At 62.4% G+C, this 26,298-nt stretch carries 23 protein-coding genes; 11 read left to right on the forward strand and 12 right to left on the reverse strand.

Translation table 11 applies throughout. The annotated features are described in order from the left end of the window. Positions 1-326: 326 nt before the first annotated feature. Positions 327-1,577, forward strand: coding sequence for a metal-dependent hydrolase family protein (locus P0D80_RS06945; RefSeq protein ID WP_408282353.1), 1,251 nt, complete (start codon positions 327-329; stop codon positions 1,575-1,577). A gap of 55 nt (positions 1,578-1,632) precedes the next feature. After that, complete coding sequence (locus P0D80_RS06950) at positions 1,633-3,003, forward strand: MFS transporter (RefSeq protein ID WP_408282355.1); 1,371 nt, start codon at positions 1,633-1,635, stop codon at positions 3,001-3,003. A gap of 120 nt (positions 3,004-3,123) precedes the next feature. On the opposite strand, the gene P0D80_RS06955 is transcribed toward P0D80_RS06950, so the two are convergent. Continuing rightward, a complete protein-coding gene (locus P0D80_RS06955; RefSeq protein WP_132374489.1) occupies positions 3,124-4,581 on the reverse strand; it encodes an NCS1 family nucleobase:cation symporter-1 in 1,458 nt (485 codons plus the stop codon). Positions 4,582-5,036: 455 nt separating this feature from the next. Between P0D80_RS06955 and P0D80_RS06960 the strand changes: the two genes are divergently transcribed. The 5 genes from P0D80_RS06960 to P0D80_RS06980 all read left to right on the forward strand — a co-directional run bounded on the left by P0D80_RS06960 (position 5,037) and on the right by P0D80_RS06980 (position 8,403). Continuing rightward, entirely contained in the window at positions 5,037-5,456 is a 420-nt protein-coding gene (locus tag P0D80_RS06960; protein WP_408282359.1) for a FecR family protein, read from the forward strand. Next, positions 5,453-6,067, forward strand: a complete 615-nt coding sequence (locus P0D80_RS06965) for an OmpA family protein (protein WP_408282362.1) — start codon at positions 5,453-5,455, stop codon at positions 6,065-6,067. Before P0D80_RS06960 ends, P0D80_RS06965 begins: the two co-directional genes overlap by 4 nt. Before the next feature lie 37 nt (positions 6,068-6,104). Continuing rightward, positions 6,105-7,589, forward strand: a complete 1,485-nt coding sequence (locus P0D80_RS06970) for a CHASE2 domain-containing protein (protein WP_408282364.1) — start codon at positions 6,105-6,107, stop codon at positions 7,587-7,589. A gap of 14 nt (positions 7,590-7,603) precedes the next feature. Continuing rightward, positions 7,604-7,822: a hypothetical protein gene (locus P0D80_RS06975; protein WP_408282366.1), complete on the forward strand. Its 219-nt coding sequence runs from the start codon at positions 7,604-7,606 to the stop codon at positions 7,820-7,822. Positions 7,823-7,959: 137 nt separating this feature from the next. Further along, positions 7,960-8,403, forward strand: coding sequence for a hypothetical protein (locus P0D80_RS06980; protein WP_132374494.1), 444 nt, complete (start codon positions 7,960-7,962; stop codon positions 8,401-8,403). A gap of 75 nt (positions 8,404-8,478) precedes the next feature. On the opposite strand, the gene P0D80_RS06985 is transcribed toward P0D80_RS06980, so the two are convergent. Together P0D80_RS06985 and P0D80_RS06990 are read right to left on the reverse strand one after the other, a co-directional pair. Further along, complete coding sequence (locus P0D80_RS06985) at positions 8,479-8,919, reverse strand: NUDIX hydrolase (RefSeq protein ID WP_408282373.1); 441 nt, start codon at positions 8,917-8,919, stop codon at positions 8,479-8,481. 348 nt (positions 8,920-9,267) lie between these two features. Then, a complete protein-coding gene (locus tag P0D80_RS06990) occupies positions 9,268-9,507 on the reverse strand; it encodes a hypothetical protein (RefSeq protein WP_408176754.1) in 240 nt (79 codons plus the stop codon). Positions 9,508-9,715: 208 nt separating this feature from the next. Here P0D80_RS06990 and P0D80_RS06995 point away from each other — a divergent pair, with 208 nt between their 5' ends. Beyond that, positions 9,716-10,027 (forward strand): hypothetical protein, encoded by a 312-nt coding sequence (locus tag P0D80_RS06995; RefSeq protein ID WP_408282375.1) that lies wholly within the window; start codon positions 9,716-9,718, stop codon positions 10,025-10,027. 36 nt (positions 10,028-10,063) lie between these two features. Here the strand turns inward: P0D80_RS06995 and P0D80_RS07000 are convergent, their stop codons facing one another. The 7 genes from P0D80_RS07000 to P0D80_RS07030 all read right to left on the reverse strand — a co-directional run bounded on the left by P0D80_RS07000 (position 10,064) and on the right by P0D80_RS07030 (position 21,325). After that, entirely contained in the window at positions 10,064-10,756 is a 693-nt protein-coding gene (locus P0D80_RS07000) for an NnrU family protein (RefSeq protein ID WP_132374497.1), read from the reverse strand. Between the two features lie 253 nt (positions 10,757-11,009). Beyond that, positions 11,010-13,271 (reverse strand): catalase/peroxidase HPI, encoded by a 2,262-nt coding sequence (gene katG, locus P0D80_RS07005; protein WP_408282378.1) that lies wholly within the window; start codon positions 13,269-13,271, stop codon positions 11,010-11,012. A gap of 1,618 nt (positions 13,272-14,889) precedes the next feature. Beyond that, positions 14,890-15,627 carry an aspartate/glutamate racemase family protein gene (locus P0D80_RS07010; protein ID WP_408176759.1) on the reverse strand — a complete coding sequence of 246 codons (738 nt, stop codon included), beginning with the start codon at positions 15,625-15,627 and terminating at the stop codon, positions 14,890-14,892. Next, positions 15,624-16,841, reverse strand: a complete 1,218-nt coding sequence (locus P0D80_RS07015) for an S-methyl thiohydantoin desulfurase domain-containing protein (RefSeq protein ID WP_408282381.1) — start codon at positions 16,839-16,841, stop codon at positions 15,624-15,626. Before P0D80_RS07015 ends, P0D80_RS07010 begins: the two co-directional genes overlap by 4 nt. Further along, positions 16,831-19,149, reverse strand: coding sequence for a sigma-54 interaction domain-containing protein (locus tag P0D80_RS07020; RefSeq protein WP_408282384.1), 2,319 nt, complete (start codon positions 19,147-19,149; stop codon positions 16,831-16,833). The genes P0D80_RS07015 and P0D80_RS07020 overlap by 11 nt, the downstream gene beginning before the upstream one ends. A gap of 388 nt (positions 19,150-19,537) precedes the next feature. Next, positions 19,538-20,182 (reverse strand): helix-turn-helix transcriptional regulator, encoded by a 645-nt coding sequence (locus P0D80_RS07025; protein WP_168794008.1) that lies wholly within the window; start codon positions 20,180-20,182, stop codon positions 19,538-19,540. Between the two features lie 174 nt (positions 20,183-20,356). Beyond that, on the reverse strand, positions 20,357-21,325 hold the full coding sequence (locus tag P0D80_RS07030; protein ID WP_408282387.1) for an ornithine cyclodeaminase family protein: 969 nt from the start codon (positions 21,323-21,325) through the stop codon (positions 20,357-20,359). Positions 21,326-21,564: 239 nt separating this feature from the next. On the opposite strand from P0D80_RS07030, the gene P0D80_RS07035 reads away from it, so the two are divergent. From P0D80_RS07035 to P0D80_RS07045, 3 genes are all read left to right on the forward strand, one after another. Further along, positions 21,565-22,353, forward strand: a complete 789-nt coding sequence (locus tag P0D80_RS07035) for an ABC transporter substrate-binding protein (protein WP_132374506.1) — start codon at positions 21,565-21,567, stop codon at positions 22,351-22,353. Between the two features lie 107 nt (positions 22,354-22,460). Beyond that, on the forward strand, positions 22,461-23,702 hold the full coding sequence (locus P0D80_RS07040; RefSeq protein WP_132374507.1) for an NAD(P)/FAD-dependent oxidoreductase: 1,242 nt from the start codon (positions 22,461-22,463) through the stop codon (positions 23,700-23,702). Between the two features lie 45 nt (positions 23,703-23,747). Then, positions 23,748-24,872 carry an aminotransferase gene (locus P0D80_RS07045; RefSeq protein WP_408282390.1) on the forward strand — a complete coding sequence of 375 codons (1,125 nt, stop codon included), beginning with the start codon at positions 23,748-23,750 and terminating at the stop codon, positions 24,870-24,872. A 28-nt stretch (positions 24,873-24,900) separates the two neighbouring features. Here P0D80_RS07045 and P0D80_RS07050 read toward each other — a convergent pair whose 3' ends face one another. Together P0D80_RS07050 and nhaR are read right to left on the reverse strand one after the other, a co-directional pair. Further along, positions 24,901-25,302: a hypothetical protein gene (locus P0D80_RS07050; RefSeq protein ID WP_132376896.1), complete on the reverse strand. Its 402-nt coding sequence runs from the start codon at positions 25,300-25,302 to the stop codon at positions 24,901-24,903. A gap of 64 nt (positions 25,303-25,366) precedes the next feature. Further along, positions 25,367-26,263, reverse strand: a complete 897-nt coding sequence (gene nhaR / locus P0D80_RS07055; protein WP_408176769.1) for a transcriptional activator NhaR — start codon at positions 26,261-26,263, stop codon at positions 25,367-25,369. Between the last annotated feature and the right edge of the window lie 35 nt (positions 26,264-26,298).

The raw sequence follows: 26,298 nt of genomic DNA on the forward strand, positions 1-26,298 counted from the left end.
CTGCCTGGCTGGGAACCTGATCCATTGGCCTCGCTTCGCGAGCAGGATCAATTCGGTGTGGTGGCCGCTGCGGGATGTCACCTTGCGTTTGGGTGGCATGTCGCGCGCCGAGGTGCCCATCTTAATGCGGACAGCTGCAATAGATCAACATGTGGGAAAAGCTTTTTTTGGATCCGCTTTGCGGCATGTGTTGGTCAGCGCCATACTTGATACATGCGGGATTTATCCTGATGAATATCCTGGCAGCGCTTCCATACGCCAGCCTCCATACTCGAAGCGAGGCCCGTATGCCCGGCGCTGCGGTCGAAACCTGAAGGAGATAACACTTGACCAGCTTTCTCTTACGTAACGGCGCGCTTCTCGATCCCACCCGTCCTGATCTGCTGGAAGGCTTCGAAATTCTCATCGAGGACGGCTTCGTCCGCGAAGTGTCCGATAAGCCGATCAAGAGCAGCAACGCGCACGTGATCGACGTCAAAGGCAAAACGATCATGCCGGGGCTGATCGATCTGCATGTGCATGTCGTTGCAATCGAGTTCAATCTGCCGCGCGTGGCGACGCTCCCCAACGTGCTCGTCACGCTGCGCGCCGTGCCGATCATGCGCGCGATGCTGCGCCGCGGCTTCACCACCGTGCGCGACGCGGGCGGGGCAGGGTATCCATTCAAGCAGGCGGTCGAATCGGGACTCATCGAAGGTCCGCGCCTCTTTGTATCCGGCCGCGCGTTGAGCCAGACGGGCGGTCATGCCGATCCGCGCGCCCGCTCCGACTACATGCCGCCCGATTCACCGTGCGGATGCTGCGTGCGCGTGGGCGCGCTCGGCCGCGTGGCGGACGGCGTCGATGAAGTGCGCCGGGCCGTGCGCGAGGAACTGCAAATGGGCGCCGACCAGATCAAGATCATGGCTTCGGGCGGCGTCGCTTCGCCCACCGATCCGGTCGGCGCATTCGGTTACTCCGAAGACGAGATCCGCGCCATCGTCGCCGAAGCTCAGGGGCGTGGCACGTATGTACTGGCGCATGCCTATACGCCCGCGGCGATCGCGCGCGCCGTGCGTTGCGGCGTGCGCACGATCGAGCACGGCAATCTGATCGACGAGGAGACCGCACGTCTCGTGGCGGAACACGGCGCGTATGTCGTGCCGACCCTCGTCACTTACGACGCCCTTGCAAGCGAAGGCGAGAAATATGGACTGCCGCCGGCCAGCATCGCCAAGGTCGCGGACGTGCATGGCGCGGGGCTGCACTCGATTGAAATCATGAAGCGCGCCGGCGTGAAGATGGGCTTCGGCACGGACCTGCTCGGCGAGGCACAGCGGCTGCAAAGCGATGAGTTCCGGATTCTGGCCGACGTCATGTCGCCGGCCGAGGTGATCGCGAGCGCGACCATCGTTGGCGCGGAAGTGCTCGGTATGCAGGACAAGCTCGGCAGAATCATGGCGGGCGCGCATGCCGATGTACTGGTGGTCGATGGCAATCCGTTGAAGTCCGTCGATTGCCTGTTAGGCCAGGGCGAGCATATTCCGCTCGTAATGAAGGATGGCCGGATCTTCGTCAACGAACTCGAAAGCGCTTGACCTTATGAGCCCGCCCGCGTTCGCGGCGCCCCAATGTCCCAATCGGAGCTTGTCCATGTCGATGATTGCCGCTCGCATCGAGCGATTGCCGTTTTCAGGTTTTCACCGCCGTCTGTTGTTGATGGGCGGCCTCGGCTACACCTTCGATGCGATGGACGCCGCCGTGCTCGCATTCCTGCTGCCGGTGCTGCGCACGCAATGGGGTTTGACGAGCGTGCAGACCGGCGTGCTGGGAAGCGGTACGTTCATGGGCTATTTCGTCGGCGCGATGCTCGCGGGCATGCTCGGCGACATCATCGGCCGACGCAAGGTCATGATGTATGCGCTCGTGATTTACTGCGTCGCCTCCCTTGCCAGCGCGCTCGCGAACGACTGGGGATTTTTTCTGGCGACGCGCATTGTCGCCGGCCTGGGGACGGGTGCGGAAAGCGCCATCGTCGCGCCGTTTCTCTCCGAGTTCGTGGCACGGCGATATCGCGGCAGTTTCACCGGCAGCCTCGCGGGATTTTTCTCCTTTGGATTCGTGGCGGCCGCACTGCTGGGCTATCTGGTGATTCCGCTCGCCCCCAATGCATGGCGTGCGGTCATGGTGATCACGGCGCTGCCCATTGTGATGCTGCTCTGGTGGCGCCGCGCGTTGCCCGAGTCGCCGCGCTGGCTCGAGGCACGCAACCGGCACGCGGAAGCCGATGTGATCGTGTCGCGAATGGAAGCGGAGGTGATGAAAGCCGGCGTACAGTTGGAGCCGCTGTCTCCCGCGCGCGAGGGATCCGTTCCGCTCGCGGCCGGGCGGGCCTCGATCATCGCCAACGTCAAGGCGCTGTGGGCGGCGAAGCTCGCGCGCATCACGGCCATGACGTGGCTGATGTGGCTATCCATCACGTTCAGCTACTACGCGTTTTTCACGTGGATTCCCGGCTTGCTGGTTCAGAACGGGATGACGATCACGCGGAGCTTTTCGTATTCGCTCGTGATTTACATCGCGCAGATTCCCGGATACTTTTCGGGCGCGTGGCTCAACGAGAAGATCGGCCGCCAGGCGACGATTGCGTCGTACATGATATTGGGCGGCATCTCGGCGCTCGGGCTTGCGTTGACGGGTACGGATACCGGCATCATGGTGTCGGGCATCCTGCTTTCGTTCTTCATGAACGGCACCTATGCCGGCGTTTATGCCTACACCCCGGAGGTTTTTCCCACCGACGTGCGCGCGACGGGCACCGGGCTCGCTTCGTCGATTGGCCGGCTGGGCGCGATTGCCGCGCCTATCCTCGTCGGGTACGTCTATCCGCTGCTGGGCTTTGCCGGCGTGTTCGGGGCGACGACGCTTGTGCTGCTGATCGGCGCGTTGGCGGTGTTGCTCATGGGCGTGCCGACGCGCGGAAGATCGCTAGAGGACATTGCGGCAGGGCAGATCAACCAGTGAGAAAGGCAAACCCGGCTATCGCGACGAACCGTCCGCCTGCGGGATGCAGCGCGCGCTAATGCTTGACTCTGCCTCAAGGAGCTGGACGCGGGTCACCGCATCCATCTCCTTAACGAAGCCTTAAGCGCGGGTCGTCGCAATGGCCGTACGTGGCCGCAGCGTCGCCATGATCAGATAGGTGCCGCCACCGATCAGCACGCCAAAGAACCAGCCATAGGTGTTCCACCAGACCGGAAGCAGGTTGGTGAAGTTCGGTAGAAAGGTCGAAAACACGCTGCCGATCGCCGCCGCGATCAACGCGTTGACGTTCCAGCCGCCTTCGTAACGGTACTCGCCATGCTCCTGATAGAGCGCCGCGACGTTGATGTTGCCCTTGGCCACCAGATAGTAGTCCACCAGAATGATCCCCAACAACGGGCCCATCGTCGCGCCGATGGCGTTGACGAAGTGCGCGGCGTTGCCTTCCCACGGCGCGAACGGGTAGAGCACCAGCGCGATGGCCGCGGCAATATAGCCGCCTTTCTTGAAGCTGATCTGCTTGGGGAACACATTGGAGATGTCGAACGCCGCCGAGACGAAATTGGCGACCACGTTGATGCCGAGCGTGGCGACCGCGAAGGTCAGCGCAGCGATGAGCGCCAGTACCCAGCTGTCGAACTTGGCTGAGATCTGCTCGGGGTGCAGCAGGACTTCGCCATACACCTTGAAGGCGGCGATGGTGGTGATGCCCGCGACCAGCGAGAACGCGATCAGGTTGACCGGCAGGCCCCACAGATTGCCTTTCTTCACGGCTTCGCGATTCTTTGCGTAGCGCGAGAAGTCGCAAAAGTTCAGGTACAGCGCCGCGAAGTAGGTGATCCAGGTCGCGCCCACTGCCATCAGCGCCCAGAATGATCCCGGCTCGCCGCTGACACCGGCGTCTTTGGTTTTGTCGAGCAGCACGTCCATCGGAATGCCGTGCGAGAACGAGAAGCCGCCGGCCTTCACGCACAGGCCGATCGCGAGTATCAGCATCGCGACCCACACCGCCGGGCCGGCCCAGTCCTGAAACTTGCGCACCGTCTCCATGCCCTTCTGGATGATGAGCAACTGCAGCGCCCAGATCACCACGTAGCAGATCACCTCCAACCCCGAGTGGCCGAGGAAGTGCGTGCCCTTGTAGAACGTCATCATGCTGTCGTTGCGGATAAGCAGAGCGACCAGCGCGCCCGCTGCCGCGGCCGTCTGCGCGCCGTACCAGAAGCAGGCCACCACGGCGCGCACCAGCGCCGCGAGGTTGGCGCCCCACACGCCGAAGGAGGCGCGCGCCAGCACCGGGTAGGGCACGCCGGTCTTCTCGCCGGCGTAGCCGATCAGGTTCATCAGCGCGAAGATCACCAGCGAGCCGATTCCGATCGCCAGCACGAAGTTCGTAAACGTGCCGCACAGCAGGAACAGGCTGGCTGCGAGGTAGTAGCCCCAGAGGCTGTGCACGTCCGAAGTCCAGACATTGAAGATGCTGAAGGCACCCCAGTTGCGTACCCTTGAAGGGGCGAGATCTTCGTTGTAGAGGCCGGGGGAAGGGTTGCGGATTTCCATCTGTCTTCTCCTTTGAGTTCGTGGAACTGAGGAAACACCGCCGGAAGTCCTGGGCGGCAATCCCCCCGCGTCTGAAGCAAGCTCGTATGCAAGAACTGTATGCACTTTGATGCGCAGTTCTGAATGGGTTAACCCTTAATCGAACGGCGCGGCGACACAAACAGGCTGCCAATCAAGTGTCTCGTGGCGATATGCGCGGAAGCGCACAGAGTCACCCAGGGGCGCGGCGCTAGTCTGATCGATGCCGTAGAAAAGTCTCCCCGGCTTCCCAGGAGCCGTATTTCTGCAAGTCTTTCGCAAGCCCCAGCTCTGCGAGCGGTCAGGCAATGATTGCTCACACACCAGGTCGACATCAGGGAGCCGCGCTGTCCCGCGGAATGCAGCGTTTACGCCATCAGGTGACACCGATGCGTCTCCAAGCCGCCCAATATGCGTTGCTTCTAGCCTGCGGATGCATGGCTGTCACGGATGCACTTGCCGACGATGCTGCCGGCGTCGTCAAGACCGTCAAGGGCACGGTGCAGATCGAGCGGTCCGGAGCAAGTTCGGGCGCGGCCATCGGCAGCGAGGTGTATGGCAAGGATCGTATCGTGACCGGCCCGCAGTCCTCCGTCGGCATCACGCTGCGTGACACCACCCAGCTCTCGGCCGGCGCCGATACCATCCTCGACCTCAACAAATTCGCATTCAATACCACGACCCATGACGGCGTGCTCGACGCCTCCGTCAAACGCGGCTCACTGGCCGTGATTTCTGGAAAACTGGCGAAGGCGAATCCGGATGCCGTCCGTTTCAGCACACCGACTACCACGCTCGGCGTGCGCGGCACTGAGTTCATCATCGAAGTCGGGGATAAAGGGGAGGGCGCACATTGAAGGCTGCAATCCGACGTCGCGGGCTGGCATGGGCAGCGGCATTCGTCGTGCTGGCCTTGCTGGCCGCGTGCAGCACTCCGGACAAAATCATTCTATTGCCGGATCCCGACGGCAAGGTCGGCGCGGTCGTTGTCCACAGTGCGACCGGAGAGCAGACCATAGACAAGGCCTATGCCGGAGTCGACGTCACGAAGAGCGGCGCCATCGAAAAAACGCTGGATAGCCAGTCCACTGTGCAGGCACGATATGGTGAACTGCTCGCGGCCCGGCCGCCGCGCCCCATGACCTTCACGATCTTTTTTCTCTTCGACTCCGCCACCGAATTGGCCCCGGAGTCGGCCGCCACGGTTAAGAAACTGAAGGCCGTCCTCGCGACCTGGCCTGCGCCCCAACTCGTAGTGGTGGGTCACACTGATCTCGCCGGCTCGCAGGACTTCAATGACAAACTGTCCATGCAGCGGGCGCAGACGGTGGCGACGTTCCTGATCAAGCAAGGCATTCCTGCCCAACAGATTGAGATCGCCGCCCGGGGCAAGCGCGAACCACTGATCCCCACGGCGGATGGCGTTCCCCATCGCATGAACCGGCGCGCGGTCATCACCGTCCAATGACCCGCGCCAGTCATCGGCGCTGAGTGGCCTTCCGTCGATGAAACGCTATTTCGACCCATGGATTACCCGGACCAGGCATCTGCTGAAGGCGGCCCAGGGGCGTCCGGTGGCGCTGGCGTTGTTGTTCGGCCTGAGCCTGCTCAATCTGACCAGCGAATGGCCGAGCGACATACCGCGTCCGGCTTTCGTCGACGCGCTCGACGCGGCGCTGCCTGATTCCTTCAAAACCGCCCGGCAAATTCTGTTCGATCAGTATCAACGTCACTTTCCGCGGGTTCCGACCGCGCAGCCCGTGACCATCGTGGAGATCGACGAGGAGACGCTGGCGACCGTCGGTCAATGGCCGTGGCCGCGAAATCGACTCGCGAGCCTGGTGGATGCCATCGACGCACTGAAACCGCTGGCCATCGGTCTCGACATCTACATGCCCGAACCGGATCAGACCTCGCCCGACAAGGTGGCCGCCAATCTGCCGAAATCGGCTGCGGCTCTGGCGGCCGGCTTGCGGGCGCTGCCCAGTCACGAGGCCATTCTCGAGCGATCGTTGCGCGCCGCGCCGACCATCCTGGGGGCCGCGCCGCTCGATCACGCAACCTCCGCCGCGAGCACCGATCTGCGCAGTGCGCCGATCCTCGTGCATGGCGCCGACCCACTCGACTCTGTGCAACGGTTCGACTATGTGCTCGCCAGCTTGCCCGAATTGCAGGCGGCGGCTCACGGTCAGGCGATGCTGAGCGTGGCACTCGAACAAGGCGTGGTCCGGCATATTCCGTTGATCATGGGTTTGCGGGAGAAGCTGGTCCCCAGTCTGCCGATGGAAATGCTCCGCCTCGCCACCGGATCTTCGGCGATCGACGTGTTTGCCGACACATCGGGCGTGCAGGCGGTGGGCGTCGCGGATGTGCAGGTGCCCACGCAACCCGGCGGCGACATCTGGTTGCATTTCGCATCCATTCGCTCGACGCTGAGCCGCTACGTGTCGGCGCGCGACGTTCTGCAGGGCACAGTCGACCCCGACCGGATCCGCAACAAACTGGTGCTGGTCGGCCTGACCGGCGCGGGCGTCACCGACATGCGCACGACCGCGCTGGGGGAACTGGTGCCAGGTATCGAGATTCAGGCGCAAGTGATCGAGACGATCGTCGAAGGGCGTTTCCTGCGTCGGCCAACCTGGCTGAAATGGGCGGAAAGCGCCTTCATCATGACGTTCGGGCTGCTGATCATCTGGTATGTGCCGCGCCGGCAATCGCGGCTTGCGGTCTTCATACGCGCCGTCCCAAAGGGTTCCACCGTTCTGGGCTTACTCCTGCATCTACTGAATGTTTTGTGCTGCTTCCTGATTTTTATTCGTTTCGGGCTGCTGGTCGATGCGGCCTCGATTTTTATTATCCTGTCCGCCGTGATGGGCTGCTTTCTTACGCCCGCATTGCTTCATGCCGACGAATCAGGCAGAACAGAAACCACGCACGCGCAGGGGCGTGAAGAAGCCGACGGTCGCACCGGCAAGGCGCGAGGACCCTGAGGGAAACGCTGATCATGGGTGCGTCGGTCACCGACGAAAGCTCGATGCAGGTGAAGCGCGCCCGCCTGAATGATGTCGGCTTGCAGCGCATCCGGCTGCAATTCTACGAGTCATCCAGGCGAGCACGAAACGTCATTATTCCATCGAATCATGGCGCCTGGGTGACCGCGCACGTTAAAGAGCTGCGGATGAATTTCACACTGAGGGCGCATGGCAAACGCGGCTGTTACTAGTTGCCGGGACGACTCGAACTGCAGATTTGCTGCGCTGCGTAAACGCCGGTAATCGGCACATCCTCCAGGTCCGCGACTCATGCCGCCAAATAACCGTATATACTGTTTATACCGTTAATTTTTGCATGGAGATCCTGATGAGTGAGCCGAGCCTCAAGAAAGCAACGAAGAAGACTTTTCATTTCCCGAAGGGTGCCGGCGCCGCCCCCGAAACTGAGAGCGACGTTGCCGAGCCAACCGCGAGCGTCGCGGTAAAAAAGAAGAGCGCAAGCGCGAAGAAAGTGCCGAAGGAAAAGACGGTTGCCGCTGACAAGGCCGCGCCTGTCAAAGCAACTGTGGCGGTCAAAGACAAGCGCGCGAAGAAAGAGAAAGTCGTGCGTGACAGCTTCACAATGCCGAAGTCCGACTACGACAAAATTGCTGCGCTGAAACAGAAATGCCTGGAGGCTGGCGTGTCCGTCAAGAAGAGCGAAATTCTGCGCGCTGGATTGGTTCTGCTCGAATCCGCGGCGCTGAAGCGTCTCCTTGCAGCCGTGTCCGCTGTGGAGCAGGTCAAGACGGGGCGCCCGGCAAAGTCGTAGGCTTCGACGAGCTTTGATTCGCTGTAGATGCCGCCCATTCAGGTCGTGATGGCTATGCTGGCCGGGGCGGTTTCATCAGCGAGAGAACTGGGCTCCGATATCGGCTGCCTGGTCATAGTCGCTGGGCAGTCTTGACGCGCCGTTGGAGGCCATGGCCAGCACTTCAACGATTCCCTTCGTAGAAGTACTGACCGGCAGATTGGCAACCTCCGTGACCTTCGCCCAGGTACAACGCGTAATTTCGTTGCTGGGCACGGGCTGCTCGCCATCGGCAATCGTCGCAACGAATACATGATGACAGGTGTGGATGCCGGTGAAGCCGAACATGTACCGCATGTCCATTGCATGAAGACGCGTTTCCTCCATCAATTCGCGCATCGCGGTTTCACGAAGATCTTCCCCTGTCACGGGCTTGCCGCCAGGTAGCGACCAACGGGTGCCTTCCCGGCTGACCAGGAGGATTCGCCTGCCAAGCTGGCAGACAACAGTCGCTCGTTGCTTCACGGTGTCTCTCATGTTTTTCGCCGCGTTGTGTAGAGCACGTCGCATGCCTGGGATCTGGCGAAGCGGTGCGACACTGCGGTCACTATCGTCGGGACAGCGACAGAATTTCTGCGCCGTGCCGCCCGTCCGGGCCAAGGACGGTGCAACCACCGATCGTCGTTTCAAAGTGTGACAATAGTGTGGCGACGGCGCAGCGGCGAATTTCATATGCGGCGTGGCGCGGGCGATCGAGGCTCGTCCGATGCTCGTCTTTTCCCCGCAAGCCTTCCTGGTCGCCGACGCGACCATCGATCTCAAGGTGATTCAAGGAAGTGCCGCGCGGCGCGGCTCAGGCTCGATCGTCGCCGCGGGCGATTGAACTCACGCGACGTCGGTAGTGAGCCGGTCGCGCGCACCGCTATCTGCCAGGCTTTCTAACGCCTGGCTTCCGTCCGTGCGAGCGGCGTCCTCGACCGCGAACGTTCTTTCGCTGAAGGCGATCAGTTTGAATCCGCTTCCCTTCGCGCGCGGGACCGTGATGCCCCAATGCCAGCCTCCGGCTTGCTCGAAGACATGCAATACAGGGACGGTTGGAGTGTGTGAAGACTGAGAAGTCGTCATGGCGCATTCTCCCGTCATATTGCGACCGTGGGTGCCCAATTGCAGTTGCCCCGTCCTCAGTCTACAGGTATTTGCTGCGCTGCAATATGGCGACCGTGGTAAAAATGTCAAATGACGACCCGTCACAATTTTGAAAAGATTCACCGCCCGCTGAGATGTGCGACCATGAATTGACGAATTTTCGATCGACATGATCTACGGGGGCTCCATGGGTAGCCATTCGCTCATTTGGGCAGCGGTGCCGCACAACAGTGACGGCGTCGTCTTTCAGATTCGCATCGTCCACGGACTTCAACGTTTCTACGTCTCGCGACGCGTGCTCGAAGATGTGTTCGACCTCGAAGCACGAGCTTCGGACGCGAAACAACTGCAGCACTTCTATTCGCATCTCACGCGGATCCTGGCCCGAGCCAGCGCGAAGCGGTCGTTCTCCGGTCCCGATACGGTTCCACTTCAGGCCGCCGATTTCATCTCGACGAGCAGAGAGCAGTTCACATCGAGTCGGCATGCAGTGGCATGAAGCGCGGCTTGAGCGACGGCATTGACGAGGCTGCGTCTACAACCAGCGCCAGATGCCCGCCGCCCAGCCGGTGAGCGGGATATGAGCCCAGGTCGCCGCAAGCCAGACGACCAGCCCGCCCAGCAGCGCGTGCATGCCGAACCCGCTCAGCCGCGCGCGGCCGGCGGCGATCGCCGCGAACGGCAGGTAGCTGGTCTTCGCTTCCCATGCGGGCCAGAGATCGGGTTGGAGTTGCTGCTTCTTGCGGTCCTGCAGCGCGGCGCCGACGAGTGCGAGGATCACCATGGCCGCTGCAAGAATAATGTTCTTGGCCACGGGGAACACGGCGATGTGGCACAGCCCCCAAAGCGCGAACGACCACATCATCGGGTGACGCGTGATCGCGAATACGCCGCGGGCCGCGTCGGGAAACGAGCCGGGCCGGCCGCCGGTGGGCAGCGCCGGATTGCGGATCAGGGAACCCATCAGCAGGATCGACGCAATCAGCATGATCACGGTCGCAATCGCCCAGAGCCCGTCGCCTACCGGCCATAGCGGTGCGGAGAGGGGCGCCTTTCCGTAAGCCACGATCAGCCAGCCGAGCGTCAGGAACGCAACCAGCGAATAGACGCCCTGGAACGCCGTTTCGCCAATTGCGCGAACCAACGGTCCGCGCAGTGGATGGGATAAGAGAAAGTGGCTGCCCAGGAAGGCGACTGCCGCTGCCGCAACTGCACTGGTGCTTCCCATTGATCCGGCTCCTCATGTCGTTGACCGTATCGCCCTCATTGTCGATGACGCGGTGCGCGGGCTCTTGACCTTGAAACAGGGTTTCGCCCATCCGCCACTCTCGCACACTCCCACATCGTTTCGCGCAAAAACAAACGGTGCGGCTCCGATACAGCGGGGCTCGCACCGTTGGTTTAACCTGGCAGTTTATCTTTCGCCCGGCGGGGCAACGTTCCGTCAGGGCGGCAACCCTGACGGAACCGCGGCGCCCCGCTCAGGCGAGATCGAACCGGTCGAGGTTCATCACCTTGACCCACGCGGCAACGAAGTCGCTGATGAATTTCTCCTTCCCGTCCTCGCTTGCATAGACTTCGGACAGCGCCCGCAACTGCGCGTGCGAACCGAACACCAGATCGACGCGGCTGCCGGTCCACTTCAACTCGCCGGTTTTGCGGTCACGTCCCTCGAACACGTCCTGGGCCGACGAGGCCGGCTTCCATTCCGTGCCCATGTCGAGCAGGTTGCGGAAGAAGTCGTTGGTCAGGGTTTCCGGCTTGCTGGTAAAGGTGCCTTGCGGATTCTGCCCGGTCCCTACCTTCAGGGCGCGCAAGCCGCCGATCAGCACCGTCATTTCCGGTGCGGTCAACGTCAGCAATTGCGCCTTGTCGATCAGTAGAGCCTCAGCCGGAACGCCGACTTTGCCCTTCAGATAGTTGCGGAAACCATCGGCGAATGGTTCGAGCGCGCCGACGGACTCGACGTCGGTCTGCTCCTGCGAGGCGTCCATGCGTCCCGGTGCGAACGGCACCGTCACCTGATGGCCGGCGCTCTTTGCCGCCTGTTCGATGCCGGCGTTACCCGCCAGCACGATCAGGTCCGCCAGCGAGATTTTCTTGCCGCCGGACTGCGCGCCGTTGAACTCGCTCTGGATGCCTTCGAGGACCTTCAGTACCTTAGCCAGTTGCTCGGGCTGGTTGACGGCCCAGTCTTTCTGCGGCGCGAGGCGAATGCGCGCGCCGTTGGCGCCGCCACGCTTGTCCGAGCCGCGGAAGGTCGACGCCGACGCCCACGCCGTCGACACCAGTTGCGAGACGGGCAGCCCCGACGCCAGGATCTTCTGCTTGAGCGAGGCGACGTCCTGCTCATTGACGAGCGGGTGGTCGACTGCCGGAATGGGGTCCTGCCAGATCAGTTCTTCAGCAGGCACTTCCGGCCCGAGGTAGCGGGCACGCGGTCCCATGTCGCGGTGAGTCAGCTTGAACCATGCACGGGCGAAGGCATCGGCGAGCTGGTCGGGATTGTCCAGAAAGCGTCGCGAAATCTTCTCGTAGACGGGGTCCATGCGCAGCGAGATGTCGGTGGTGAGCATCGTCGGCCGGCGCTTTTTCGACGGATCGTAAGCGTGCGGGATCGTCTCGTCGGCGCCCTTGGCGACCCATTGGTTGGCGCCGGCCGGGCTCTTGGTCAGTTCCCATTCGTACTTGAACAGGTTCTCGAAGAAACCGTTGCCCCATTTCGTCGGCGTGGTGGTCCAGGTGACTTCCAGACCGCTGGTGATGGCGTCGGCGCCCTTGCCGGTGCCGAAGCTGTTCTTCCAGCCGAGTCCCTGGTTCGCGAGATCGGCGGACTCGGGTTCGGGACCGACGTTGTCGGCCGGACCTGCGCCATGCGTCTTGCCGAAGGTGTGGCCGCCGGCGATCAGCGCGACCGTTTCCTCGTCGTTCATGGCCATGCGAGCAAAAGTTTCGCGGATGTCGTGTGCGGCGGCGATTGGGTCCGGATTACCGTCGGGACCTTCCGGGTTGACATAGATCAGGCCCATCTGCACGGCGCCCAGCGGATTTTCCAGGTTGCGTCCGTTGTCGTCGCGGCTGACCTCTTCGCCGTGCTTCTGTTCGTCCGCGACGATCACGCCGCCGTCGTCGTTATCGCCCGCGGCTCCCTTGCCATAACGGACGTCGCCGCCCAGCCACGTCTTTTCGTTGCCCCAGTAGACGTCCAGATCCGGCTCCCAGGTGTCGGGGCGACCACCGCCGAAGCCGAAGGTCTTGAAGCCCATGGTTTCGAGCGCGACGTTGCCGGTGAGGATCAGCAGATCGGCCCAGGAAATTTTCTGGCCGTACTTTTGCTTGATCGGCCAGAGCAGGCGGCGCGCCTTGTCGAGGCTGACGTTGTCCGGCCAGCTGTTGAGCGGCGCGAAACGCTGCTGGCCGCGCCCGGCGCCGCCGCGGCCGTCGCCGATGCGGTACGTGCCGGCACTGTGCCAGGCCATGCGGATGAAGAGCGGACCGTAGTGGCCGAAGTCCGCCGGCCACCAATCCTGCGAATCGGTCATCAGCGCGGCGAGGTCCTTTTTCACCGCCGCCAGATCGAGGCTCTTGAAAGCCTCTGCATAATTGAAGCCGCCGTCCAGCGGGTCCGACCTGCTGGAGTGCTGGCTTAGCAGGTCCAGCCGCAGCTGCTTCGGCCACCAGTCACGGTTCGTCGTGCCGCCGCCGGCAGTATGGTTGAACGGGCACTTTGCTTCGGTTGACATGCGCTATCTCCTTGAGAGGACGTACCCACTATTTGTTCTGTTACGGTGTTTGTCTTCTGTGGCGCATTGCACGATCCCGCGCCGAGGGGGCTGCCGGAACATTACCTGGTGGGCTCTTGTGGGGGTACTGGGTGTACCACTGCGATTACCCGACGCACATGCTCTCCATCCGATACGGATTTCGTGGCATGCATTGGACGAGCATAGCTCGCGTCGGCAGGCCTGCTGCTGCAACTCAAAATATAGGTGAGAGTCACCATCAATAGAATGAGATTAAGGCAATGCCGTCGATAGTACACGCCTATGAAATGCCGCGGGTTTTCGGTGTCATAGGCGGCAATGGCCGGCGCCATTGCCGGGGCGGCCGAAGGCGGCGATGTTGCGGCAAGTGCCTAAACCAGTGCCGGCGTTCGGGCGAACACCGGCGGAAGAAGGGGATACAACCGGCGGAACCCAGCCGATTCGTTTGACTGAAAGCGTTGTGTTTGCTCGTTGCCGGGCGGTCCGCCAAACAAGGCCAACCGGCTACCGACGCGTGTCGGCTAACCGTTCAGTTCGGCAACGAGCCGGGACAGACGGGCAATGCGATAGCCGAACAGAGGCGCGTGTGGACAATTTTTCAGATGCTCGACGCGGTCGCGCCAATAGGTGGGCGGAAAGGGCTCTCGCGACGCGCAGGCGATTACGCGTTCCAGATGAACGAGTTCTCTCTCGAAAATGTGGTGATGCATTGTTTGAAACCCCGTAAATGGCCAGTGTGGTCGACTCGCGAGGTCTAACAGTCTGACGCCGCGTAGGGTTGCCAGTAGCAGATTCTGTTCCACGCCTGGTGCCGCGTTTTCACCGCGGTCGGCGCAGACTGATTAGAAAGAACGAGCCGCCGCTGCTTGTCTCCGGAAGGGAGGGCAACGACGGCCGAACCCCGTAGCAGCTCGCCTGGTGCATAGCCAGACGGTTTCCGCCATTTCGCAGTCGCGCATCGCAACGAACTTCTCTATGGAAGCATTCGGTCGCGATGCGCTGACACACGACAGTCACAACTACAACAACTGCACAGCCCTCTCTCGGTCTGTTGCCAACGACTCGACATCGTTGGACTCGATCGGCGCGTCAACTATTGTTCGGATCACTAACCGAATGGCCTCGCTGAATAGCGGCGTCCCGGGTGTCGGCGGCGCCGGCGATTCGGCAGCAATCTGCACGTCGCCGGACGTCGGTGTGTCGAACGCTTTGCAGCGCGTGATCTTGTTGGTCTCTCAGGTTCCCCCGGCTTGTCGGACGGATTTGCTGCGTGTTCCGGAAACCGCCTGTCCAGGGTGTTTTTAAGGCGGCATCTCGTCTCACTATTTAAGCAATGACTGTGCCAGGCATCGAAACTGCGTCGGAGCGGGCGTGCCGGAAAATTTCACGCGCGAAATTGGTCAGTCTCGTCCATGCATACCCAAAATATTGGACGATTTCGTCCAATTGACCGTATCCGGCAGGGCGAGAGGGCGCTTTCGTCCACATGGGGACGAAAGGCGATTGCGAGGCAGGCGAAAAAGGCGGAACTGGAAGGCGAGAGCATCCGGCGCGGCAAGCGCGCCGCGCCGGACGAGCACGGAGAGAAGTGTCCCGCTTACGACTGGAGACTGACCTTGCTGTAAGTCAACCGGCTCGGGCGTACCTTCATCCGCACCAGCGAGACAAGGAAGCTGAAGCCGGCCTGATTCGGATCGATCACCGGCACATACGCGCCGAGCGCCTCGCCGAGCAGCGTGGAGACGCGGCTCGCGACGTCGACGAAACCCGTGCAGCCGAGCAGAATGGCTTGCGCGCCGTCGTCCTTGATGGCCTTCAGCGCCGCCTCGAAGGTGCGAACGACCACCACGTCGACGTTATCGAGCTGCGCGACCGGGCAATCGATCGCGCGGATCGACGCGAACGTGTCCTGGATGCCATACGTCTGCGGATGACCGCGCTGCATCGCCAGCGTGCTTTGCAGGATCGTGATGATCGAGAACCGCTGGCTGAGCATCAAAGCCGCGAAGGCCGAAGCGGGAAAACCGCCGATGATCGGAATGTCGATGACTTCGCGCGCGGCCTCGACGCCGCACATATCGAAGTCGGTCAGCCAGATGCCGTCGAAACCGTCGTTGGCAATGGACTGCGCGAGTTCGACCACCGGCATGCCGTTCTGCAGCCAGTTCGTGCGGCTCTCGATATCCGGATGCCCCTCGGTGATATTGCGAATTTCGACCTGCACGTCCGGCGGCACGACCGGCGCGATGGCTTTCATGATGCGGTCGTTGTAGGCCGATGTGGCGACGGGCACGAGCACGCAGATGCGCAGAGGTGAGTTCGAAGGCGAGGTCATGATGCGTCTGCCTTGCGCGCGGACTGCAGCGACTCAAGCGGCATATACGGCCCGAGATAGCCGAGCGAGTTCAGCAACTGCATGAAGCTGTCGAGAATCAGGCCGGGCTTGCGCAATTCGGCTTCGGCACGCCAGGCGATCAGCGTCACGGGGCGCTTGCCGATCACCGGGTTCAACGAACCGTCATCCTTGAGCAGGTCGCCGTTGCTGAAGATCGCCTGACCTTCGCCGCCAACGAAATACGCGACGCTGTCCGGCGCCAGCACGATCGGCTGCGGACATGCGCTGTCCCACGCGAGCAGCGACTCGTTCTGGTACATCACCGTATAGGTGCGCTGTCCGGCCTGAATATGAACCTTGCCGACGTCGAAACCGCCGCTCGTATCGACTTCGGCGGAGACCAACTCGCCGGGCTCCGAAATGGCGCGCGCGGCGAGCCCGCAATGTTCGGCGAGATAGCCGATCATCTGCTGGGCGCTGCCGATTCGCCCGGCCTGCACCGCGCGCCCGAGCTCCAGCGCGCGCGTCAAGGTGCCATGAATCGGCGTCGCGCGACGGATATCGGCCGGCTTCATCACCCACATCGCGAGGCCGCCGAACTGGCCGAACTCGGGATCGGCGACGACCGGACGCATCATCTGCTCGACGATCGCCGACACATCGCGTTGATGGGTCGGACCGCCCTGGTTGCTGGCGCGCGGCGTCACGTCGAGTTCGACACACAGGCCGCCCTGACTCACGAGGAACGCCGGGCGCGGATCGATCTCGGCGGCCGCGAAGGTGAGCATCGGCAGCGAGGGCACGGCGCGGCCGGCGCCGTCGGCGTCGATCACCGCGAGGCCGAGTTTCGCCGCCACGAGCGCCGCCACCGTGAAGCCCAGCGCGCCGCTTTCCGGCGGCATCACGTAGGCGAGCTTCGTCGCTTGCGAGGCGAGCCGGGCCTGGACATTCTGCACGGCGGTCACGGGTCCGATCGGATAGATGGCGGAATTGATCGCTTCAGGCGCGCCGAGATAGGCGACCATGACGGCCGCGCCTTCGGTGGCCTCGTCGACCGACACCACCTTGACCGTGTCGGACGGGTAATAGTCGCCGGTGACGAAATGCTCGGCGAGATGCCGCGCGGATTCGATCGTGCCACCGCCGCCGCTTCCGAAGAACGCTGCTCCCAATAGCAGCGGTTCCAGATCTTCCCGGCGTAATTCATATGCCATTTGCGATTCCTTTACTGTCGAGGTTGAAAGAAGCGTCCTGCTGAAGTTCGGCAAGCAAATTCGCGGCACTGGTGACGCGCGTGGTCGGATCCGTCGTCAGCGAGCGCAGACCGCGCTCGAGTGTGTCGATGGCTTCGGCGCCGCGGCCGATGGAGCGCAGCAGATCGGCGAGGTAGCGCGCGGCGTCCACGCGCGCCGGCACCGAACCGAAGGCGAGCGCGGTGGACAGCGCGGTGCGCAGACCGAGTTCGGCGGCGTTCACATCGCCGAGGGCCCACTGCGCGCGCGCCCGGGTGACCAGCAGTTCGCCCAGGTAGACACGTTCCTGACGGGCGAGGGTCTCGTCGATCGCGGTGGCGAGAATCGCCTCGCAGGTCTTCGCACGGCCGGCGCGCAGCAGCAGTTCGCCGTGCTGCCACGTCTTGAAGGAATAGAACAGCGCGCCGCCATTGCAAACGACGTGGTTGTCGTAGCCGTCGAGCATCACGGTTTCCGCTTCGTCGGAATGGCCGAGCGCGCTGAGGTGGCAGGCGCGGAGCACCTGGCCGACGCCGCGATAGAACGCGAAGCCGTTCGCGATCGACACCGATTCGAGTTCGCTCGCGAGACTGCCGAGCCGGTCGACGTCATCGAACAGGCAGGCGAGCCAGGCGGCGCCCTGCAGGTTGACGGCGTGAGCGAGCGCGTGCGCGCCCGGTTCGGACGCGCGCAGGATCAACATTTCCATGGCGCGCCGCGCCTGCCCGAATGCGCCGATCTGATAGGCGGCCAGCCCTTCGAAAGTCAACGCGAGGCTGGCCAGATCGATCCCTTGCGAGCCGGTACGGGTGTCGTTGCGCCCCACGCTGAGCAGGTTGCCGCGCGCGAGACAGGCCAGCGCTTCCTCGCTGTCGCCAAGCCAGAAAAGCGTGTTGGTCATCGCGACGTGAGCTTCGTCGAGTGATACCCGGTCGCCACCATTCTGTGCGCGCTCCAGCATGTTCTGCGCGGTCGCGCGCGCCTGCTTGAGCTGAAGCGTCGTCAACTGCGTGGTCCAGATGCCGAACTGGATCGCGGCGATTTCGGCGGGCTCGCAAACGCCTTCGCCGATCGTCAGCGCGGCGGCGTAGCAGGCGGTGGCCTCCGCATACAGCCAGCCGTGCACGCTGCGCAAGCTCATGCCGAGCAGCCGGTACGCGTCGAACTGCAGACGGCGCACCGCCTCCTGTTCGTGGGGCGTCTGCAACAAGTCGAGGCAGCGGCGCAACAGCGGAATGGCTTCGGCGAACTTCGACTCCTCGATCAGCGCGCTCGCATGTTCGAGACACTTGCGCGCTTCCCGGTGATGTTCCTCGCGTGACTTCAGACGCCGCTCGATGGTCTTGCGGCCCACGCCGAGCATGGTTGCGGCCGCGCTCTTGTTGCCGCTGGTCCGTTCGAGCGCGCGGTCGATCAACAGATCCTCGGCGGCGGCAAGCTTGTCGCGGCCTTCGAGTTGCAGCAGCATGTCGGCGAGGCTCGCGCGCGACACCGGTCCGCTGGTTTCGTTGGCGAGAAACGGTTCGAGCGAGTCGACATCGATGAGCGTGTTTTCGGCGAGCACGCTCAACTGGCTGATCAGATTGCGCAATTGCCGGATATGCCCCGGCCACGAATGCTGGCAAAGCCGCCGGATGGCAGCCGGCGAGAACTCGAGACGGCGCGCGTGCTGTGATGCGAAATGGGTAACCAGCGCCGGGATATCTTCGATGCGCTGCTCGAGTCCAGGTACTGCCAGCACGAAAACCGCGAGCCGATAGAACAGGTCCTCGCGGAATAACCCTTCACGCGCGAGTTCACGCAGGTCGCGGTGGGTCGCGGCGACGACGCGCCCGGCGAAATGCAGACTGGTAGACGAACCGATCGGACGGAAGGTGCGCGTTTCAAGCACGCGCAACAGTTTGGGTTGCAACGCAAGCGGCAGTTCGCCGATTTCGTCGAGCAGCAGCGTACCCTTGCCGACCTGCTGGAAAAGTCCCTGGCGGTTTTCGCCCGCGCCGGTGAACGCGCCTTTGACATGCCCGAATAGTTCGGCTTCGACGAGGTTTTCTGGAATCGCGCCGCAGTTGACGTCGACGAACGGTTGGTCTTGGCGCTGGCTGTGGGCATGCACGCGGCGAGCGACCAGTTCCTTACCCGAACCGGTCGGGCCGAAGATGAGCAAAGGATGTTCGGTCGGGGCGACCCGATCGATCATGCGGACCAGTTGGCGAAATGCCGGGGCGCCGCCCACGAAGGCGCCCGAATCTGCCTTGTCGTGGGCGAACGGAACGACAGGGGTGTAACTCATTGCAAAGCACGCTCCACTTGAACCGCGCGTGGCGCTACGCGGAAATTGCCGTCGAAAGGACGGGACGGACGGTCATGCATCGAGCGCGTTTCCGGCGAAATCTTCCGGTTACGTTGTCGGGACCGTCCGCCGCAAGAAGAGACAGAGTATGACGGCTTGTTGCCGATCTTGTCCTTGTCGAAATTAATCCTGGCCGGAGGTTGATGAAAGCTTGCGGCGCTGCCGCCGATTCGGCGACAGGCATGGTATAGGGCGTGTAAGGGCAAGGCACGAATGGGTATTGGCCGCGACGGCGAAAGCGCGCCTGGCCGATTGACGATGCGTTACCCTGATAACGGCGTTTCAGCGATGATTCTTTAATGGAAGTCGGACTTCCTATTAAGCCCTATCAGGCTGCCGCGCCTCGCAGATCCCTGATATGTTGATAGACCGTGGCACGGCCCATCCCGAGTACGTTCGCCACATAATTCGCCGCGCTTTTCCCCTTGAATGCGCCCTCGGCCCACAGCGCTTCGACCAGTTCGCGGCGGTGGTCGCGAGTCAGGGAGTTCAATGCCAATTGGCGCTCCTGAAGCCATGTGTGGAGAAACGTGTTGATGCGCTCCTGCCAGTCGTCCTTGAACAGTTCCTCGGGCTGCTTTACCAGGCCGGCGCCGGAGATCACGCGGTCGATGACATGCTTCACGTCCTCGAATACCGCAATGTTGTAGTTCACGCACATCACGCCGATGGCGGCCTCGGCGTCGTCGAAGAGCACGGTGCTGACGCAGCGCATGCGCCTGCCATCCCAGTTGATCTTTTCATACGGGCCGATGGTGCCGGACTCGGCTGAATGGTCCATTTCTTCCAGCGCCGACTCGTCGCCCAGCTCGCGCTTGGACAGGTTGTTGGCTATGTAGGCCACGGTCTGGCTTTGCAAGTCATGGATGACAATTTCGACGTACGGGAAGAACAGCAGCGCGATGCCGTCGGCGACCCGGCTGTAGCGATCCAGAAGAAGCCGGCGTGCGGCTGTGGTCTTGGTCTTGCGCATAGGGATGGGTGAAGTTCCAGTTTTCGGAAAGTCCGCAGCGTGTTGCGTCATGGTGCTGCAAGTCCGTGTGTTGTCCGCCATTTTGCCATGAGCGGGATCTCGATCCAGTTGCTCTCCCGGCGCTCGTCGCGCCGTGCTGGACCTGCTCATCGCACGCCCTGTGTCACCGCAATGTCACGCATCCCGCTGCGTCAAATACCTGAAGAGTTCGAACGCGATGGCCACGTCTTCCAGGCCAAGTCCGATCGAGCGAAAAAACGCGTGTTTGTGATAGGACGGCTTTTGCGCGACGCCCGAAACGAGTTCGGGCAAATCAGCCACGACCTTGTCGGCGGACCATCCGTGTCGCTGCGCGGCCAACTTCATTTCGCCCGCGCTGGCCGGCGTGGTTTGCCGGTAGTCGCAATAGACATCCATGGTGGGAATCCATGAGGGCGGAATTTCGTGGGCGTTCACGGCGTTGGTGCTGATCGACGTAATGAGCGCCGGTTTGCCGAGCATGCCTTCGTGCAGCACGGGCGTACCCGATGAGGTGCACAAGACCACCACATCGGCTTCGCGCACGCAATCTTCAATCGTGTTGGACACGACGACGCGCTCGTCGAGGGCCGCGACCGCCGCGCGCTTCGCCGCGTTGTCCTTGAGATCGGGCGAGAACACCTGAATCGAGCGCCACTGACGCACCGACGCCAGGTGGCGCAGATGCGCCTGGCCCACCGCGCCCGAGCCGATGATCGCGAGTTTTCCCGCATCGGGCGCGGCGAGGTGCTCGACGGCAAGCGCCGTTGCACCGGCGGTGCGCTCGATCGTGAGCAAGCCGGCATCGCACCACATCAACGGCTGTCCCGTTTCCATCGACATCAGCGCGGTCCACGCGGTAATGACCGGCTTCGTTGGCGTGACGATGTACGGCGACAGTTTCGCGCCGAATACCTTGGCGCTCGCCATCACGCCGAGGTACGTAATGAAGTCTCCCGCGCCGCCTGGGAACAGCGTCAGCGTTTGGGGCGGCTGCACCGCGGCGTCGTTGCCGAGCGAGCGAAACATCTGCGTCAACGCATCGCGCACGTCGAGATGAGGTAGGGCTTCGCGAACGGTTTCCTGATCGACGATCAACGGAACGGCTTTTTCTATCTTGCTCATTGGATTGCTCTCCACAACGTTGCCGGCCTCCGGCGTGGAAGCAATTCTAAAGTCAAAAAGTCCAGTCTGGACTTTTATTTTGAAAATTGCTTGCTTTTACCGGAGTCCAGAATAGACTGTTGATCCAGAGAGAGTGTGAGGCCGGCTTCGCGCAGCGCCCCATGCGCCGTCTCGAGGCTTTGCGGTCAGCCGTTGTCCGTGCCCTCAATTCGCGATGCCCAACTACCCAGGGAGCCACCATGCTTCAGAAGCTGTCACTTTCAATTTTCGTCGCTGCTGCGTTGCTCGGTTCGGTCGGCACCGTCAGCGCGGAGACTCAAAACACCTTGCGCTTCGGCATCGAGGCAGCGTATCCGCCGTTCGAAAGCAAATCGCCGACGGGGCAACTGGAGGGCTTCGACGTCGACGTCGGCAACGCTGTTTGCGCCAAGATGGGCGTGAAATGCGAGTGGGTGGAGAATGCATTCGACGGGCTGATTCCCGCCTTGCAGGCCCGCAAATTCGATGTGATCAATTCGGCCATGAACATCACCGCAAAGCGCAAGCAGACGATCGATTTCACGCGGCCGATCTATGTCGTGCCGATCGTGATGGTGGCCAAGCGCGGTTCGGGCTTGATGCCTGACGTGAAGAGTTTGCAAGGCAAACGCGTGGGCGTGCTGCAGGCGTCGTCGCAGGAAGATTTCCTGAAACGCCACTGGGCGAATGCGGGCGTGTCGATCGTCTCTTACGCCGACCAGGATCAGGTGTACACCGACCTCGTGGCGGGGCGGCTCGATGCGGCCGTTCAGGAAGCGCAGACTGTTCAGGACGGTTTCCTGAACAAGCCCGCAGGCCATGACTATGCGATTGCCGGCCAACCGCTCAGCGATCCGGCGACGCTCGGCGAAGGGACCGGTTTCGGTTTGCGCAAGGGCGACAAGGCGCTGGCTGGGAAGATCGATGCCGCGCTCGACGCGCTGAAAAAAGACGGCACGCTCAGCGCGCTTTCGCAGAAGTACTTCAAACGCGACATCATTGCGAAGTAAGGCGTTGTCGAACCGGTGCGAACCGGTGCGAACGGATTCGCGCCGGACCCGCGTGCGAGTTGTCGCATGCGCGCTTCCGGTCCCGTCAGTGAAAGCAGAGCGAGCGTATGGATTTCGATGTAATCGTGCTGGGCGCCGGGATCGTCGGCGTGTCGTCCGCGCTGCACTTGCAGGATCGCGGCCAACGGGTGGCGCTGGTCGATCGGCGCGGTCCGGGTGAAGAAACCAGTTTCGGCAACGCCGGCCTGATCGAGAGTTCGTCGGTCGTTCCGTACGCTTTTCCGCGCAATCTCGGCACACTGCTGCGCTATGCGCGCAATCGCTCGACCGATCTTTACTGGGACTATCGTGCGCTGCCGTCTTTTGCCGGCTGGCTCGCCCGTTTCTGGTGGGAGTCGTCCCCCGAGCGGCTGATGGCCGCGGCGCACGACATGCTGCCGCTGATCCGGCAAAGCGTTGCGGAGCACGATGCGCTGATCGAGCGTGCCGGCCTCGAGCAACTATCGAGTGACAAAGGCTGGATCGAGGCGTTTCGCACGCCGGCGGAATTCTCGCGGCAGGCGGCCGCCGCCGAAGTAACGGCAAGTACCTATGGACTGCATGTAGCGGCGCTCGATGCCGCGGCGTTGGCCGCGCGCGAACCCGGCGTCGCGACGGGATTCTGCGGAGCGCTGCATTGGCAGGATCCGAAAAGCATCGTCAACCCCGGCGCGTTGACGAAGGGCTACGCACGTCTGTTCGAGCAGGGCGGCGGCGCGCTGTTGATCGGCGAAGCGACGACGTTGAAGGCGGAAGGCGGCGCGTGGACCGTTGAAACCTCATCGGGCAGGATCAGCGCGCGGGACGTCGTCGTGGCGCTGGGCCCGTGGTCGGATCAGGTGTTCGCGCCGCTCGGATATCGCATTCCACTGCGGGCGAAACGCGGCTATCACATGCACTACCAACCCACGAAGCCGATCCTCTCGATGCCGCTCGTCGACTCGCAGCAGGGTTACGTGGTGGCGCCGATGGAAGGGCGTCTTCGGCTGACCACGGGCGTCGAAATAGCCCGGCGCGATGCAAAGCCGACAGGGATCCAGCTGGAGCGCGCCGAGCGCACTGCCAGACCGACATTCGGTCTCGGTGCGCGGCTCGACGAGCGTCCGTGGCTCGGCTTGCGTCCGTGCACGCCCGACATGCGGCCGGTCATTGGGCCTGCGGCTCGCCATAAAGGGCTCTGGTTTGCGTTCGGCCACAACCACCACGGATTGACGCTCGGCCCCGTGACAGGCCGTTTGCTGGCGGAGATGATGACCGGCGCTCAGCCATTTATCGATGCGCGTCCATTCCGTCCCGAGCGGTTCGGCTAGCTGTTCATCAACGGATCGCCTGATTGAATAACAAAGGAGAGTGACATGAAGATCAAGGACTTCGGCGTCGAGCGGTGGATGGATCTGTACGAAACCAGGTGTACGTACAACCTGGCGGAAACCTGCGTGGAATCGCTGACCGTCGATCAGTTGCTGACGCTCGCCAACAAACAGGACAGCATTCTCGACGAGCTACGCGCGCTCAAGCTCACATACGGTGCAATCGAAGGTTCGACCCGGCTGCGGGAAGCGATCTCGGCAATGTACGCGCGCCAGTCGCCGGAGAATCTGATCGTCACGCACGGCGCTATCGGCGGCAACGCGCTGGTGTATGAAACCCTGGTCGAGCCTGGCGACACGGTGATTTCCGTTCTGCCGACCTACCAGCAGCACTATTCGATTCCCGAGAGCTACGGCGCCGACGTGCGAATCCTGAAGCTGCGCGAGGAGAACCGGTTTCTTCCCGATCTCGCCGAACTGCGCAGTCTCGTCAACGATAAAACCCGACTCATCGCGATCAATAACCCGAACAATCCGACCGGCTCGCTGATGGACGAGGCGTTTCTCGCCGAGATCAGCGAGATTGCGCGTTCGTGCGGTGCGTATGTGCTATGCGACGAGGTATATCGCGGCACCGATCAGGAGGGCAGCGGCTATACCGCTTCGATTGCGGACGTGTACGAGCGCGGCATCGGTACCGGCAGCATGTCCAAAACATACTCGCTCGCGGGACTTCGGCTCGGCTGGATCGCCGGTCCGAAGGATCTGATCCGCGCCGTCGCGATTCATCGCGACTACAACACGATCAGCGTTGGCATGATCGACGATCATTTCGCCTCCATCGCGCTGGAGAACCGCAAGGCGATTCTAGCCCGCAATCACGACATCGTGCGGACCAACCTGGCGATCGTGGACGCGTGGATTGCCAAAGAACCGGCTATGTCTTATATCAAGCCGAAGTCGGGAACCACAGCATTGTTGAAATTCGACCTGCCGATGTCGTCGCTTGAATTCTGCGTGGAGCTGATCGAACAGACCGGCGCGATGCTGACGCCGGGCAGTGCGCTCGACATGGAAGGTTACGTGCGCCTTGGGTACGCCAACAACCGCGACGTACTCGAAACAGGGCTTGCGAAAGTTTCAGAATTTCTCGCGAAGCATCGAGCCTGATTCATCGTCGACCGGGACGTGAGGGCATTCACTCCTCGCACTTCACGTCCTGTCTTCGCACGACGATGATCACCGGATAGGTCCCGTGTTCGAGTTCCACGCGCGCGACGACGGACATCGTCTCATTGTCGACATCGTCGTACACGCTGACCTTTTCATTCCGCAAGCTCGTGAGGCCGGTACAACCGGACGCGCGGCCCTCGTCGGAAACCTTGCATTGAATCGGGTTGTCCGCAAGGAAGCGATATCGGTCCCGGTTGGGGGTCGCCAGGTATTCACGAAAACTCTGCGCCGATCCGCCGATGCCGGTGACATACCCAATCGCGCACTGCAGCTTGGGTGTGTCGCTGCTTCCGGCTGTCTGGGCTGTCGCGGCCGTGCTTGCGGCCGCGATGAGCGCCGCGAATGTCGATGCAAGAAGGTATTTCATGGCGCGAATCACGATGGTCGGACGAAGTGCTGGATTGTAATGGCATCTTCGCAAGCATGCTCCGCTAGACGTTGAACAGCTCGCTACGCGCCGCGTCCAGAATCATCGCGACAGCCGGATGACTGATGCGGCGCTCGATCGAGATCGCAAAGAATTCTTCGACGATGGAATTGATCTGGCCGACCGTCGTCAGCTTGTGTTCGGCCTGTAGCTGGCTTTCCAGCACGGTGGGCGCGAACAGCAAGCCGCGGCCTTCACGGGCGAACGCCATGGTCATGGCCCCGTCGTCGAACTCGCCGACGATGCGCGGCGAAATGGCATGGGACGCCAGCCAATGATCCAGCTTGCGGCGCACCGCCGATTCCGTACCGGGCAGCAACACCGGCAACTGACCGAGCGACAACGGGAAGCGCTTTCTGCCGCTCTGGATCAGCGCTTCCGCGCCGAAGCAACTGAGCGTCGAGCGGCCGAGCCGGTGATTGAACGCCTTGATGTTGACGTCGGCGGGAATGGGGGCGTCCGCGATGATCAGGTCGAGGCGGTGGAGGGCCAGTTGCGCGAGCAGCGCATGCAGCTTGCCCTCGTGGCAGATCATGCGCAGCGACACGGACGCGCTCAGCGCGGGTTCCAGCAGCCGGTACGCGATCGCCTTCGGCACCGAATCCGCGATTCCGACGCGAAACCGCGTTTGCGGGCCCGCTTCGTTCTCGCGCCGCACGGCGCTTTCGAGCTCAGAGCCTAGCGAGAATATTTCGTCGGCGTAATCGAGCGCCAGGCGGCCCGCGTCGGTGAGTTCGAGGGTGCGGCCGCTTTTCCTGAACAGCTTTTTATCCAGCGCCTCTTCGAGCAGCTTGATCTGCCCGCTGAGCGTTTGCGGCGAGATGTGCAACTGCTCGCCCGCCCGAACGATGCCGCCCGCGTGCGCCGCGACCCAGAAGTAATGCAGATGCTTGAAGTTCACGATCTCTCCGTCGATTACGCAATGCTACGGTTTTA

It is taken from the genome of Paraburkholderia sp. RL17-373-BIF-A (assembly GCF_046030175.1).
Classification (GTDB): Bacteria; Pseudomonadota; Gammaproteobacteria; order Burkholderiales; family Burkholderiaceae; genus Paraburkholderia.